This window comes from Rhizobium sp. S163, assembly GCF_030380805.1.
Lineage (GTDB): Bacteria > Pseudomonadota > Alphaproteobacteria > Rhizobiales > Rhizobiaceae > Rhizobium.
Map to the genome: position 1 here is coordinate 315,023 of NZ_JAUDSA010000003.1, position 13,575 is coordinate 328,597.

Annotated in this window: 12 protein-coding genes and 1 riboswitch; of the genes, 3 read left to right on the forward strand and 9 right to left on the reverse strand. The window is 62.1% G+C overall.

Features of this window, described 5'->3' with window-relative positions:
• Positions 1-109: 109 nt before the first annotated feature.
• From QTL96_RS01690 to QTL96_RS01710, 5 genes are read right to left on the reverse strand one after another with little or no spacing between them, the layout of a single operon-like run.
• Complete coding sequence (locus tag QTL96_RS01690) at positions 110-601, reverse strand: GNAT family N-acetyltransferase (RefSeq protein WP_289726448.1); 492 nt, start codon at positions 599-601, stop codon at positions 110-112.
• A 29-nt stretch (positions 602-630) separates the two neighbouring features.
• Positions 631-1,239 (reverse strand): ABC-type transport auxiliary lipoprotein family protein, encoded by a 609-nt coding sequence (locus QTL96_RS01695; RefSeq protein WP_289726449.1) that lies wholly within the window; start codon positions 1,237-1,239, stop codon positions 631-633.
• Positions 1,240-1,255: 16 nt separating this feature from the next.
• Positions 1,256-2,626: an MlaD family protein gene (locus QTL96_RS01700; protein WP_113011368.1), complete on the reverse strand. Its 1,371-nt coding sequence runs from the start codon at positions 2,624-2,626 to the stop codon at positions 1,256-1,258.
• Between the two features lie 9 nt (positions 2,627-2,635).
• A complete protein-coding gene (locus QTL96_RS01705; RefSeq protein WP_289726450.1) occupies positions 2,636-3,484 on the reverse strand; it encodes an ABC transporter ATP-binding protein in 849 nt (282 codons plus the stop codon).
• Between the two features lie 9 nt (positions 3,485-3,493).
• Positions 3,494-4,663 (reverse strand): MlaE family lipid ABC transporter permease subunit, encoded by a 1,170-nt coding sequence (locus tag QTL96_RS01710; protein WP_289726451.1) that lies wholly within the window; start codon positions 4,661-4,663, stop codon positions 3,494-3,496.
• Positions 4,664-4,761: 98 nt separating this feature from the next.
• Between QTL96_RS01710 and dgcA the strand changes: the two genes are divergently transcribed.
• Positions 4,762-5,745 (forward strand): N-acetyl-D-Glu racemase DgcA, encoded by a 984-nt coding sequence (dgcA, locus tag QTL96_RS01715; RefSeq protein ID WP_289726452.1) that lies wholly within the window; start codon positions 4,762-4,764, stop codon positions 5,743-5,745.
• Here dgcA and QTL96_RS01720 read toward each other — a convergent pair.
• Together QTL96_RS01720 and QTL96_RS01725 are read right to left on the reverse strand one after the other, a co-directional pair.
• Positions 5,697-6,917 (reverse strand): MFS transporter, encoded by a 1,221-nt coding sequence (locus QTL96_RS01720; protein ID WP_289726453.1) that lies wholly within the window; start codon positions 6,915-6,917, stop codon positions 5,697-5,699. The two genes, dgcA and QTL96_RS01720, sit on opposite strands and share 49 nt — an antisense overlap.
• A 170-nt stretch (positions 6,918-7,087) precedes the next feature.
• Positions 7,088-7,900, reverse strand: a complete 813-nt coding sequence (locus tag QTL96_RS01725; RefSeq protein ID WP_026283711.1) for a UDP-2,3-diacylglucosamine diphosphatase — start codon at positions 7,898-7,900, stop codon at positions 7,088-7,090.
• Between the two features lie 254 nt (positions 7,901-8,154).
• On the opposite strand from QTL96_RS01725, the gene QTL96_RS01730 reads away from it, so the two are divergent.
• Both QTL96_RS01730 and QTL96_RS01735 read left to right on the forward strand, forming a co-directional pair.
• Positions 8,155-10,467 (forward strand): NADP-dependent malic enzyme, encoded by a 2,313-nt coding sequence (locus QTL96_RS01730; protein WP_289726454.1) that lies wholly within the window; start codon positions 8,155-8,157, stop codon positions 10,465-10,467.
• 128 nt (positions 10,468-10,595) lie between these two features.
• Positions 10,596-11,714 carry a DUF2865 domain-containing protein gene (locus tag QTL96_RS01735; protein WP_289726455.1) on the forward strand — a complete coding sequence of 373 codons (1,119 nt, stop codon included), beginning with the start codon at positions 10,596-10,598 and terminating at the stop codon, positions 11,712-11,714.
• A gap of 13 nt (positions 11,715-11,727) precedes the next feature.
• Here QTL96_RS01735 and bluB read toward each other — a convergent pair whose 3' ends face one another.
• Positions 11,728-12,414, reverse strand: a complete 687-nt coding sequence (gene bluB, locus QTL96_RS01740; protein ID WP_289726456.1) for a 5,6-dimethylbenzimidazole synthase — start codon at positions 12,412-12,414, stop codon at positions 11,728-11,730.
• A gap of 39 nt (positions 12,415-12,453) precedes the next feature.
• Positions 12,454-12,639: riboswitch (cobalamin riboswitch) on the reverse strand.
• 25 nt (positions 12,640-12,664) lie between these two features.
• Positions 12,665-13,498, reverse strand: coding sequence for a hypothetical protein (locus QTL96_RS01745; RefSeq protein WP_289726457.1), 834 nt, complete (start codon positions 13,496-13,498; stop codon positions 12,665-12,667).
• Positions 13,499-13,575 lie beyond the last annotated feature (77 nt).

The following is a 13,575-nucleotide window of genomic DNA, read 5'->3' on the forward strand; positions in this document are numbered from 1 at the left end:
AGCATAGCGTCTTTTGATCGGCTCTGAGCAGCCCGACAGCTAAAATACGAAAAGGCCGAGCGGCTCCCAGCGCTCGGCCTTTTTGCGTCTTGAGCAAGATGAACAAAACTCAGTCGACGATCCGCCTGACCATGATGACGTCATCGATCTCACGGTCGCCTTCCAGCACACCGCCAGGTATCAGCCCCGCCTGGGCAAACCCCGCATTCCGATAAAAGTTGATCGCTCCAGGATTTTCAGCGCTGGCAGTCAACTCAAGCTGGCGAATGCCGTGTTGCCGGGCATAATCCACGACATGATCGAGCAGGTCGCGCGCGAGACCAGTCCCGCGTTTCTCACCGCGCACATAGACCATGATAATAGTCGCGCGGTGCGCCATCTTCCCGGCCCGCTGCCGGAGCAGTCCCATGATCGCCACGGGCTCGTTACCGTCGAAAGCAAGAAAGACGGGATCGGCGAGCAATCGCCGACGCCATTCATCGTCGGGAAGCGTCGCCCATTCATCGAAGCTGCTGGCAAAGGCGGATGGCTCCAGGCGCAGCGCCTCAAGCCGGATACGCTTGAACGCTTCCACATCGTCAGCGCGCAGAATCCTGATCATGCCGCTCTCCCAAACAGCGTCCCGATCGATCAGATCGACTTCAGCGTCCAGTCGACGATCTCGCTGGTGACGCCGGCGAATGCGCGGTCCAGCGCCTTGACGAAGGCCTCGTTGGAGCCGCCGCCAGCAGGTACCGTCTGCAAGAACACTTTCTGCGCCCGCACCGATCCGTTGCGATCGTTGAGGATCTTGGCCGAAATCTCGACCACCGCCTGGCTGCCGCCACCGGTGCGGATCTCGAAGGCGCGGATGTCGGTCACGACCTGATAGTCGATTGCCAGCCCCTGCCCGGGCACGCCGACGCCGCCGAGCTTGCCGGAATTCTCATAGGCCTCGACGAGCTTGGCCTGAACCATGCGCGGAAGCTTGTCGCTCCACTGCGCCTTGGCGAGATACTGGATCTCCGAAGACGAAACCTTGATGACGATCTGCTCGCTGTTCAGCGCCTGCAGCGCCGTCGGCTGCTGCACCAGGATCTGGCGCCCCTTTGCCGAAGGGCCGCTGCCGCTGACAGGTGCGGACAGATCATAGGTATCGTTCTTGGCCGCCGTCCCGCATCCCGACAATGCCAGGGCAAGAAGCGGCAGAGCGAGCATGGTCTTCATAAGACGCGAACGACGCATATCCGACACAGCCATATGTTGACTTCCCCTGTTAACGCCTGGTCCGGCCATCATATTGTTTCACTGTGTCCCCGCCGAAGATCAGCCGCTGCGGGTCCTTGTCGAAATTGCTGATCGCATCGTTCAAATTCTGCACCGTTAGACGCGCATCGTTGATCAGCGCCTGAACGTTCTGCAGGCCGCCGCTCGAGAACTTCTGCAGATTGTCGGCGATCGGTCCGATGCGGCTGTTCAGATTGTCCGCGACCTTCTTGAACGATTCCAGCGTCTCGCGCGCCTGCGTGAACATCGACTGCGTGCTGTCGTCTCCAAGCAGCGTATCGAGCTTTGCCAGGATGCCATCGACGCGGGTCGATGCGGCATTCAGCTTGTTGGCCATCTGGGTGACGTTCTGGATCGTCGAATCGATGTCCTTCTGGTGTGAATTCACCGTGTTGGCGACATCCTTGATCGAAGCGACCGCCGCGCGCGCATCCTTGGTCGTCTGCGCGATGTCGTCGACGGAACCCTTCACCTTGGCCGGGTCGATCTGCGCCACCAGCGTATCGACCTTGTCGAGCGTCGCCTGCGCCTTCTTGCCGAAGTCGTTATAGGTGGTCGCCGTCTCCTGGAACTTCTGGATGGCGTCCTTCAGGCCGCCCGAGGCATCGGCGACATTGCGGCTCACCGTCTCCGCGTTCGAGAGGATCGTATCGATCTTCTTGGCATCAACCGTCTTCACCAGAGATTCGATGGCCGCCAACGTCGAGTCGACGCGGCCGGACACGTTGCGCACGGTGTCGGAAAGCTGGCCCACGCTCTGCAGGAAGCTGTCAATATTGCCGGAATTCTTGGCGAGCGCATCCGAGAAGGTCTCGGCGTTCTGCAGCGTCTTCGTCAGCGGTCCACGGGCATCCTTGACGAAGCCCTGTACCTGGCCGACGGCGTCGTTGGCGCGGTCGAGGATCTTGTCGGCGGTCGCAAGCAGGTTGGTGACGCTCGACTGGTCGGCGACGATGACCGCACGCTTGCCCGTCTCCGCCGCCGTCTGCAGGATGTTCTTCTCCCCGACGCGACCGCCGGAAAGCTCGACATAGGCAGCGCCCGTCAGGCCCTGGATCTCAAGGATCGCCTTGGTCGTCGGATAGATCGGCGCATCGACGCGCACTTCGGTGAAGGCCAGCGAGAACTGCGGATCATCGGCGTCGATCGACAGCGATTGCACCGAACCCACCTGAATACCGTTGAAGCGCACAGGCGAGCCGACGCTCAATCCGTTCGCCGAACCCGGAATGCGCACGATGAGTTCGGCCATCGGTCCGCCACGGCCATACTCGGCCATCCAGTAAACGAAGCCGAAGGCAGCCGCGATGACCAGAACCGTAAAGAAGCCGACGATTGTGTAGTTCGCTTTGGTTTCCATCTTATCCGCTCACTTCCCGCGGCTATCTTGCGCCAGCCTGATGTCGGCTGAAGCGTGGCCATCCTGCGGCACGATCGAACGCGCGCGCTTGCCTTTGAAATAAGCCTGAACCCAGGGGTCGTCATAGGCCAGCATGTCTTCGATCGTCCCCTCGACCATCACCTTCTTCTTGCCCAGCACCGCGATGCGGTCGCAGACGGAAAACAGGCTGTCGAGGTCGTGGGTCACCATGTAGACGGTGAGACCGAGCGTATCGCGAAGCTTGGCGATCAGCTCGTCGAATTCCGCCGCACCGATCGGATCGAGGCCCGAGGTCGGCTCGTCGAGAAAGACCAGCTCCGGATCGAGCGCCAGCGCGCGCGCCAATGCGGCACGCTTGATCATCCCGCCCGAGAGTTCCGAAGGATATTTGTCGGCCGCATCCGCCGCCAGACCCACCAGCCGGATCTTCAGATGCGCCAGCTCGTCCATCAGCGCCGGCGGCAAGTCGAGATACTCGCGCATCGGAACCTGGATGTTCTCCTTCACCGTCAGCGAGGAGAACAGCGCGCCCTGCTGAAAGAGAACGCCGAGGCGCATGTCGAGCGCGTTGCGCTGCGGCTCGTTCAATTCGTCGAAGTCCTGGCCGAGGATCTTGATCTGGCCGGAGCGGCGCGGCAGCAGGCGCAGCACCGTGCGCATCAGCACCGACTTGCCGGTGCCCGATGCCCCGACGAAGCCCAGAATCTCGCCCTTGTAGATATTGAGGTTGAGATTATCGAGAACGATCTTCGACCCGAAGCCAACAGTGACGTCGCGCGCTGAAAGCACGATATCCCGCCCTGTTTCGTCCTTGGTCGTTGTCTGCTGCTCGTCCACGCAAAATCCCTAAAAATTAATAGCTGCATAGAACATGGCGAATAGCCCGTCCATGAGAATGACCACGAAGATCGCCTTCACCACCGACGAGGTCACGTGCTGGCCGAGCGATTCGGCGCTGCCCCCTACCTTTAAGCCCTCGACGGCCGCGACGATACCGATAACCAGCGCCATGAACGGCGCCTTGATCATCCCCGACAGAACGGTCGACAGCGTGATCGCCTCGTGCAGACGGGCGATGAAATTGGCGAAGGTGATTCCCGAATAGCCCCAGGCAACGACGGCCGCGCCGAACAGTGAGGCGAAATTGGCAAGCACGGTCAGAAGCGGCAGCGCAACGGTCAGCGCCACCAGGCGCGGGAAGATCAGCACGCCGATCGGGTTGAGGCCCATGACCTTCAGCGCATCCACCTCTTCGCGCATCTTCATCGAGCCGATTTCGGCCGTGATCGCGCTGCCGGACCGGCCGGCGATCATGATGGCGGTCAGGAGCACGCCGATTTCACGCAATTGCAGAATGCCGACGAGGTCGACGACGAAAACCTCGGCGCCGAAATAACGCAGCTGGAAGGCGCCCTGCTGCGCGATGATCGCGCCGATCAGGAACGACATCAAAAGGATGATCGGCGTGGCGCGAACGCCCATATGGTCGATCTGGTTGATGATCGACGCCGGCGAAACACCGCTGCCGCGCCCGAATTTCATCTGTGCGCCGCGCACGGCCGATCCGAGGATATACATCGCCGCGGAAAGATTGTTCCACAGATCGTACATCATCCGGCCGATGGGAGCGAAAATCCGCTCCTGCAGCGAACGCGGCGGAACCTCTTCGGCCTCGGGCTTCGGACGTTCCTCGGAAAACGATTCGAGCAGCTCGTCGATATGCTGGTTGCTGCCCTCGATATGGACAGTGCCGCCGGCATCCTCGACCTGCTTTTTCAGCCGGCAGAGCAGCCATACACCGGCCGTGTCGATATCGGTGATCCCGGAGAGATCGAGCGTCAGGTTCCCGCCCTTGTGGGCCGAAAGCTTGTCGAAATCCTTGAGAACGAGATGTATGTTGGCGCTTCGCCAATTGCCTTCGAGATGCACGAGCGTATCCGAACCATGAGCTTGGTCGTCCACGTGCAGTGAGGCGGCGTTACGGTTCTCGGACTTCAAAATGCTTGTGTCTCTCAAGGCTTACGGCGACATTGCCGACTCGCGAACATAGCGTCGCGGCGTTGAGGCAATATAACGATGCCGCACCAGATTTCCATGCTTGCAGGATTGCATTTATGCCACGGTCACTTGAAATTCAGACGGACTCTTTTCCGATTGCGGGCACCTTCACCATCTCGCGCGGCACCAAGACGAGCGCGGAGGTGATCGTCTGCACGGTGAGCGAGAACGGCGTCTCCGGCCGCGGCGAATGCGTCCCCTATCGACGCTACGGCGAGACGATGGAAAGCGTCGGCGCCCAGATCGAAGCTGCCCGCCCACTGATCGAGGCCGGCCTCTCCCGCGCCGATCTGCAGCAGGCGATGCCACCAGGTGCTGCCCGCAACGCGGTCGATTGCGCCCTCTGGGACCTCGAGGCCAAGCAAAGCGGCACGTCTGTCGCGGCCATGCTCGGCCTCACCGCCCCGCATTCGCTGACGACAGCCTACACGATTTCGCTCGGAGAACCCGAGGTGATGGCCGAGCACGCCCGCACCAACGCGGCTCGCGCGCTGCTCAAGGTCAAGGTCGGCACAAGTGACGACGAGAGCCGCATCCGGGCAGTGCGTGCTGCGGCCCCCGACGCCGCGATCATTCTCGACGCCAACGAAGGCTGGCCGGAAGACCGCCTCGCCCACCATCTGCGGGTAGCCGCCGAATGCGGTGTGGCGCTGGTCGAGCAGCCGCTGCCAGCGGGAAAGGACGAACTGCTGGCCGAGATCGACCGCCCTATCCTCGTCTGCGCCGATGAGAGCGTCCATCACACCGGCGATCTCGCCAGCCTGCGCGACCGCTATGATGCCATTAACATCAAGCTCGACAAGACGGGCGGCCTGACCGAAGCCCTGGCGATGAAGCGCGAAGCTGAGCGGCTGCAGTTTCAGATCATGCTCGGCTGCATGGTCGGAACCTCGCTCGCCATGGCGCCCGCCGTGCTTCTGGCCCAGGACGTCGCCTTCGTCGATCTCGACGGGCCGCTGCTTCTCGCTCGCGATCGCGAGCCGGGCTTGCGCTACGCCGGCTCGCTCGTCTTCCCGCCGGAACCGGCACTCTGGGGCTGAAGGTAGTAGGCGACGATGATGAGGCCCAGCCCCAGGACCGCCGCTAGCGCCATGATGTAGTAGCTCGCCATGCCAAGTGCTGCGTAGATGTAGCCCGACGCGATGGTCATCAGCCCCATGAACATCCCGTTGTAGAAGAAATAGGCGCCCTGCGCCGACGATTCCTGCGTCGCCTGCACCGAGGCGAGTATCCGCCTTTGCACGCCAGTGTGCACGAAGGCGTAGCTGAAGGCATGCAGGCACTGCAGCAGGAAGAAGCCGACGAAGCCCCACTGCATGGGAAACAACAGCCACCGGCAGACGCACACGGCGGCGCCGACACGGATGAGCGTCCAGGCATCGAAACGTCGGCTGAGCCGCTTCGATTGGAAGAACACCGTCACCTCGGCCGCGACGCCAGCACTCCACAACAACGCGATTTCCGTGCCGGAAAAGCCGAGATCACGCCAATAGATCGTCGCAAACGCCTGCAGAAGCGCATGGCTAGACTGCTGGATGGCGACGCCGACGAGCAGCATCAACAGATGCGGTTGCCTGAGCGAACTGCCGGTCGCCTGCTGCAGATCGACGGGCGTGCCGCGCCGCCGTGTCGGTCCGATACGCGGACAGTAGAGCGCCATCACCATCGTCATCACGAAACCGAAGATCATAACGGGCAGAACCATCTGCCCACCCCAGTTTCCGATCAGCCGCCCGCCGACGAGCGTCGAGGCAATAAAAGCGATCGAGCCCCACACCCGCATCGAACCGTAGTCGAAACCCCAGCGCCGCACGCCGGAGATGACGATCGATTCGACCACGGGCACATAGGGAGAAAACGTTGCGCCCTGGATCGTATAGACGATCAACACCGGCCAGAATGTGTCGGTCCAGTAGAGCGCGATTGCCGTCAACAGCGACAGACCGCCGGAAAACACCAGCACATCGGCCCGCTCCTTCATCCGGTCGGCATACATCGCAACGATCGGCGCCACGAGCACGCGCACCACCATCGGCACCGCGAGGATGATACCAATCTCATGGTCGCTGAACTTGTGCATCGCCAGCCAGACGGGAAAGAACGGCAGCGCGACACCGTTTACAAGCAGTGGCGCGCAGTAGGACAAAGCGCTCAGCAGCCGGAAATGGGCGGGCGCGACCTCTGTGAAGGAGGCATTCGTGGCGGGAATCATCGGTGTGACCTGAAAGGAACCTGCAAGTTGCCTAACACGTCACATTAAGGACAACCAAGGCGAGATCGGGTCGTCCCAAACCGATTTCAAAAATAAGCAAAAACTGTCGCGAAACGGCAACGGCAGCAGCTGCACAATGCCATTTCGCAACAGCGAAACAGTTGGTGGTATCAGGCCGCCTGCTGTGCCGGCTCGCGCTTGCGGTGATCTTCGAGCGCCAGCGGAGCAGGAGCGGCAGCGCCGCCCATGGTGCGCCATTCGATCAACTCGAACGTGCCGTCTTCGTGCTCGGCGATCGCCGTGCAGCTTTCGACCCAGTCGCCGGTGTTGATGTAGCGCACGCCGTCCATGTCTTCCATGACGGCATGGTGGATGTGGCCGCAGATCACGCCGTCGGCGCCGCTCTTGCGGGCCTCGTCGGCAACGACTTTCTGGAACTCGCCGATGAAATTGACCGCGTGCTTGACCTGCAGCTTCGCCCAGGCGGAGAACGACCAGTAAGGCATGCCGAGCTTGCGGCGAATGGCGGCGAGCCCGATGTTGATCATGATCGCCATGTCGTAGGCCCAGTCGCCGAGGTAGGCGAGCAGGCGGGCGTTGCGCACGACGACGTCGAACTCGTCGCCATGCAGCACCAGATACTTCTTGCCGTCGGCCGCCTCATGCATCATCCGCTCGGCCACTTCGATGCCGCCGAAGTGCATGCCGGGGAAGTCGCGCAGGAATTCGTCGTGGTTGCCGGGGATATAGACGATACGCGTTCCCTTGCGCGCCTTGCGCAGCAGCTTCTGGATCACGTCGTTGCATTCCTGTGGCCAGTACCAGCTGCGCTTCAGGCGCCAGCCGTCGACGATGTCTCCCACCAGGAAGATCGTGTCGGCTTCGTGGTACTTCAGAAAGTCGATCAGGAAGTCGGCTTTCGCGGCTTTCGAGCCGAGATGGACGTCGGAAATAAAGAGCGTACGGAAGTGGCGCGTATCCATATTGTCCTTCACAAGCATACTGCCCGTGCCCCATGCTTCATCTGTGTCTCTGAAAACCAGACTCGTGTTTCAGGAAGATGACACGGCCCGGACCAGCGGGACTTCCGTCACAAATCGCCACGACTTTGCTGTCACGGTTTTTTACATTTGTGCTGTTTTAGCAATAGGAATCAAAATTCTCGCTGTTACCGTCTTTCGATTGATGTATTGAAAGCGCTCCAATGAAAGCATGTGCGACAGCCTGGAGCATTACGATGGATCACAGCGACAAACCGAAGACGGACAACAAAGCGGCAGGCGGCAGCCTCGATGAACAGGCGTTGTTCTTCCACCGCTATCCCCGTCCCGGCAAGATCGAGATCCAGGCCATCAAGCCGCTCGGCAACCAGCGCGACCTCGCGCTCGCTTATTCGCCCGGCGTCGCCGCGCCCTGTCTCGCCATCCGTGACAATCCGGAAACGGCCGCCGACTACACCTCGCGCGCCAACCTGGTTGCCGTGATTTCCAATGGCACGGCCGTCCTCGGCCTCGGCAATATCGGCCCGCTGGCCTCCAAGCCGGTCATGGAAGGCAAGGCCGTTCTCTTCAAGAAGTTCGCCAATATCGACGTCTTCGACATCGAGGTCGATGCATCGACCGTTGACCACATGGTCTCCACCGTCGCCGCGCTCGAGCCGACCTTTGGCGGTATCAACCTTGAAGACATCAAGGCGCCGGAATGTTTCGAGATCGAGCGTCAGCTCCGCGAGAAGATGAAGATCCCGGTCTTCCATGACGACCAGCATGGCACCGCCATCATCGTCGCCGCCGCGATCCTGAACGGCCTGGAGCTGGCCGGCAAGAAGATCGAAGAGGTCAAGATCGTCGCCTCGGGCGCCGGTGCTGCGGCCCTTGCCTGCCTCAACCTTCTCGTCACCCTTGGTGCAAAGCGCGAAAACATCTGGGTCCACGACCTCGAAGGCCTCGTCTATGAAGGCCGCGTCGAGCTGATGGACGAATGGAAGAGCGTCTACGCGCAGAAGAGCGACACCCGCACGCTGGCTGAAAACATCGGCGGCGCCGACGTCTTCCTCGGCCTGTCGGCCGCAGGCGTCCTGAAGCCGGAACTCTTGGCGCAGATGGCCGAAAAGCCGCTCATCATGGCGCTCGCCAACCCGAACCCCGAAATCATGCCGGATCTCGCCCGCGCGGCCCGCCCGGACGCGATGATCTGCACCGGCCGTTCGGACTTCCCGAACCAGGTCAACAACGTCCTCTGCTTCCCGTATATCTTCCGCGGCGCGCTCGATTGCGGCGCCGTGACGATCAACGAGGAAATGAAGATGGCCGCCGTGCGCGCCATCGCGGCGCTTGCCCGCGAGGAGCCGTCCGATGTCGCCGCCCGCGCCTATTCGGATGAAACTCCGATCTTCGGCCCCAACTATCTCATCCCCTCGCCGTTCGATCCGCGCCTCATTCTGCGTATCGCGCCGGCTGTCGCCAAGGCTGCGGCCGATAGCGGCGTGGCGCTGCGCCCGATCGCCGATTTCGACGCCTATCTCGACCAGCTGAACCGCTTTGTCTTCCGCTCCGGCTTCGTCATGAAGCCGATCTTCGCTGCCGCCAAGAATGCCGACAAGAAGCGCGTCATCTTCTCCGAAGGCGAAGACGAGCGCGTGCTGCGCGCAGCTCAGGTCCTGCTTGAGGAAGGCATTGCCAAACCGATCCTGATCGGCCGTCCGCAGGTCATCGAAACGCGCCTGAAGCGCTACGGCCTGCGTATCCGCCCACTGTCGGATTTCGACGTCATCAATCCGGAAGACGATCCGCGCTTCCGTGAGTATGTCGAGCTCTATCTGTCGCTGGTCGGCCGCCGCGGCGTCATCCCGGAAGCGGCCCGCACCATCGTTCGTACCAACACCACGGTTATCGGTGCGCTGGCGCTGAAGCGTGGCGAGGCCGATGCGCTGATCTGCGGTCTCGAAGGCCGCTATGAGAAGCACCTGCGCGATGTCCGCCAGATCGTCGGCAAGCGCCCGAATGTCCGCGATTTCTCCGCACTCAGCCTGCTGATCTCGCAGCGCGGCGCCACCTTCTTCACCGACACCTACGTCACGTTCAACCCGACAGCCGAGGAAGTGGCGGAATCCGCCGTTCTCGCCGCCGAGGAAATCAAGCGCTTCGGCATCACGCCGCGCGCCGCCCTCGTCTCGCATTCGAACTTCGGCTCGCGTGAGAGCGAAAGCGCCACCAAGATGCGCAACGCCCTGCAGCTCGTGCGCGATACCGCGCCCGATCTGGAAGTCGATGGCGAAATGCACGGCGAGAGCGCGATCTCCGAAACGCTGCGCAAGCGCGTCATGCCGAACACGACGCTGCACGACGAGGCCAACCTTCTGGTCTTCCCCAACCTCGATGCGGCCAACATCACGCTCGGCGTCGTCAAGTCGATGACCGATGGCCTGCATGTCGGCCCGATCCTGCTCGGCGCGGCGATGCCCGCCCACATCCTGGCGCCGTCGGTCACCTCGCGCGGCGTCGTCAACATGGCGGCCCTCGCGGTTGTCGAGGCGTCCCAGCCGGCGTAATTTGCCTTGGACGCTGAAAATGCGCTAGGCTCAGAGCGGCAGCTTGTTAAGACAAGCAATGTATATCGAAGGGCGGGCCATGGTCCGCCCTTCGCCATTTGGTATTTGCTCACGTACGGGACGATGCCTTGAAACGCCTCACGCTGGCCGCAGCACTCCTGATTGCCCTTTCCGCCCCTGCCTATGCGCAGCTGGCGCCGATCTGCGGTCAGTTGCGCGCCCGTCTGGCGACCATCCCGGAAACGATCGGCGGCGGCACGTCGCCTGAAATACGCCGCTTCGCCAGCGCCATCACCGAACAGAACCTCGAGCTTCGCAAGCTGCGCAGCGACCAGCGCCGCAACGGCTGCAGCAGCGGCAGCATGGTGGTCATCGGCGGCGACAATGCGGGCTATTGCAGCGAGCTTGAACAAGCCGAGGCGAAGATGCTCGACAACATCGCCGACCTGCAGATGCGTCGCGATGATCTGCGCACGCAAAGCCCGGACGCCCGCCTGCGCAACGAACTCTTCGCCGCACTCGACGAAAACAACTGCAATGCGCCAGTGCAGCAGTACGAAGAGCCGCAATATGCGAACCCGCCCAGCATCGACGATCAGGCGATGCGCAGCAACACCTTCATTCCTCTCGGCGGCGAGCGTCAGCGCTCCTACGAGTTCTCGCCCGGCGGCCAGCCGCTCACGCATCTGAACACGATCTGCGTGCGCAGCTGCGACGGCGGCTTCTTCCCCATCCGCTCGAACGCCACCTCTTTCGACTTCGCCCGCGACGCCAACACCTGCCAGCAGATGTGCCCCGGCATCGAAACCGAGCTCTACTATCACGACGTTTCCAGCGGCGAGACCGAGAACATGATCTCGGCCTCGACAGGCGCGCCCTACAGCGCCATGCCGAATGCATTCGCCTACAAGAACCGCAAGCCCGGCGAAAAATCCTCCTGCAGCTGCAATCTGCCCGCCTATTACGAACAGATGCGCCGCAACCAGTCTGTGAGCGCCCCGCCGCCGCAGAGCTCGATTACCACGATCGAAACCCCGAACACCGCCGCCGCCAAGCCCGAAAGCCCGGTCACGCCAGAGCAGCCGGCGCCCCAGGCGCAGGTCCCCGACCGCCCCTACGATGCCAGTGCCGGCAAGGTGCGCCAGGTGGGTCCGCAGTTCCTCGCCGGCGATCAGGGATCGATCGACCTCAAGCACCCTGCCATGCCGGGCGCCCAGCCGCAGCAACCGCCGGCGCAGAAGCAATAGCAGGCGTCGCGGGCTATGCGCTCCCGCCCCAGCGATCCGCGAACACCAGCTCCTCCAACGGCAGCCGCTGCCGCCAGCCCTTCACCGCGAGCTCCGGCTCCTCGTAGAGCCGGTCGACATAGCCGACACAGAGCCAGGCGACGATCTCGATCCGCTCAGGCACACCGAGCGCCCGCTTCAGATCCGCCTCATGGAAAATGCTCACCCAGCCGACGCCGACGCCTTCGGCGCGCGCCGCAAGCCACAGGTTCTGCACCGCGCAGACGGTGGAGTAGGAATCCATCCGACTATTGTGCGTCCGCCCGAGCACCACGTCGCCGCAGCGATCCGGATCGCAGGTCACGCAGATGCCGACGGATGCCGTGCGAATGCCCTCGAGTTTCAAGGCGCGGTAGGCCTGCTGCCGCTCGCCGGAAAACATCTCCGCCGCCTCGGCATTGGCCTTGGCAAAGGCCTCCCACACGGTCGATCGCACGGCCTCATCGCGAACGACGATGAAATTCCACGGCTGCATGAAGCCGACAGACGGCGCATGATGGGCAGCAGCCAGCAGCCGTCCAATCACATCATCAGGCACCGGATCCGGCAGGAACTCGGATCGCACGTCGCGTCTGGTCTCGATGGCTCTGTAAACGGCGTCGCGCTCGCTCGTCGAAAAGGCACCGGCTCTCGCAAGAGAGCCAGATTGGTCTGGTCGCATCGTCAATCCCCAACAACACAACCGGCCGCTGTCCAGGCGGTCAGTCTATGATTGTCGGGCCGGTCTTCTGACTTGGCGTCATCCGTCTGCCACGCCTTCCCGGCAAAAAGCGCCAGTGGCATCAAGCGGCAGACGTCGGCCTTACAGCGTTGGGCACGTTCCGGTCTCGCACCGAATTCCCGATTCTCCCGCAAGCCTGCGGGCACCCGACGCGCCACCTATGCCGACAAACCGCGCATGATGCAATCGCTCAAGCCTCGACCGGGAAATATCGCACATAGGCGAACTCGTCACCACCAGGTGACCAGTTGGGAACATTGATCGATCCCTGCCCACCGAAAAGTTCGAACAGCGTCGTGAGATTTCCCCCGTCCATATCCATGATCCGCATTCGCACATGCTTGTCGCGCGGATGATCGAAGACATCGGGGTCGTAGGAGATCAGCACTACCTTGTCGTTGTTGGGCGATGGATGCGCGAACCAGTTGCCGTAGTTGTCGTGCGTCACCTGCTCGACGCCTGTGCCGTCGGGATGGATACGCCATATCTGCATCAGGCCGGTGCGGCTGGAGTTGAAATAGATCCAGCGCCCGTCGGCCGAATAATCCGGTCCGTCATTGCGCCCTTCGCCATGCGTCAACCGGCGCTCTTCGCCGCCGGTCACGTCGATCGTGTAGATATCGAACAGGTCGCCGCGAATGCCGCAATAGGCGAGCTCCTTCCCGTCAGGCGACCAGCCATGCCAGTAGGACGGATGATTGGTGGTCACCAGCTGCGGCGTCCCACCCTCGATCGGCAGCGTGTAGATCGCCGATTTTCCGAACTCAACCTTGTCGGAGATGACGATACGGGTGCCATCGGGCGAAATCCCGTGGTCGTTGTTGCAGGCGGTCGCGAAGCCGGTATCGACATGCTCGACCTTCGCCGAGCCGTCGAGCGCCAGGCGATAAAGCAGGCCTTCGTCGTTGAGCAGGAGATAGCTGCCGTCACGGGCGTAATTGGGCGCTTCGACCAGTCTCTCGGTCTGCCAGATCACACGGGCCTCACCCGTCTTGACGTTGTAGATCTCGACGGAACTGCGCATGCAAACTCTCCTCTGACGCGAACATATCCATGACCTACGACAGCTAAATAAGGCACGCAAGGATCGCCCGCGCGCGG

Coding starts and splice junctions, on each gene's coding strand:
- QTL96_RS01690 (WP_289726448.1), bottom strand. CDS start 601: ATGATCAGGATTCTGCGCGCTGACGATGTGGAAGCGTTCAAGCGTATC.
- QTL96_RS01695 (WP_289726449.1), bottom strand. CDS start 1,239: ATGGCTGTGTCGGATATGCGTCGTTCGCGTCTTATGAAGACCATGCTC.
- QTL96_RS01700 (WP_113011368.1), bottom strand. CDS start 2,626: ATGGAAACCAAAGCGAACTACACAATCGTCGGCTTCTTTACGGTTCTG.
- dgcA (WP_289726452.1), top strand. CDS start 4,762: ATGCCACGGTCACTTGAAATTCAGACGGACTCTTTTCCGATTGCGGGC.
- QTL96_RS01720 (WP_289726453.1), bottom strand. CDS start 6,917: ATGATTCCCGCCACGAATGCCTCCTTCACAGAGGTCGCGCCCGCCCAT.
- QTL96_RS01725 (WP_026283711.1), bottom strand. CDS start 7,900: ATGGATACGCGCCACTTCCGTACGCTCTTTATTTCCGACGTCCATCTC.
- QTL96_RS01730 (WP_289726454.1), top strand. CDS start 8,155: ATGGATCACAGCGACAAACCGAAGACGGACAACAAAGCGGCAGGCGGC.
- bluB (WP_289726456.1), bottom strand. CDS start 12,414: ATGCGACCAGACCAATCTGGCTCTCTTGCGAGAGCCGGTGCCTTTTCG.
- QTL96_RS01745 (WP_289726457.1), bottom strand. CDS start 13,498: ATGCGCAGTTCCGTCGAGATCTACAACGTCAAGACGGGTGAGGCCCGT.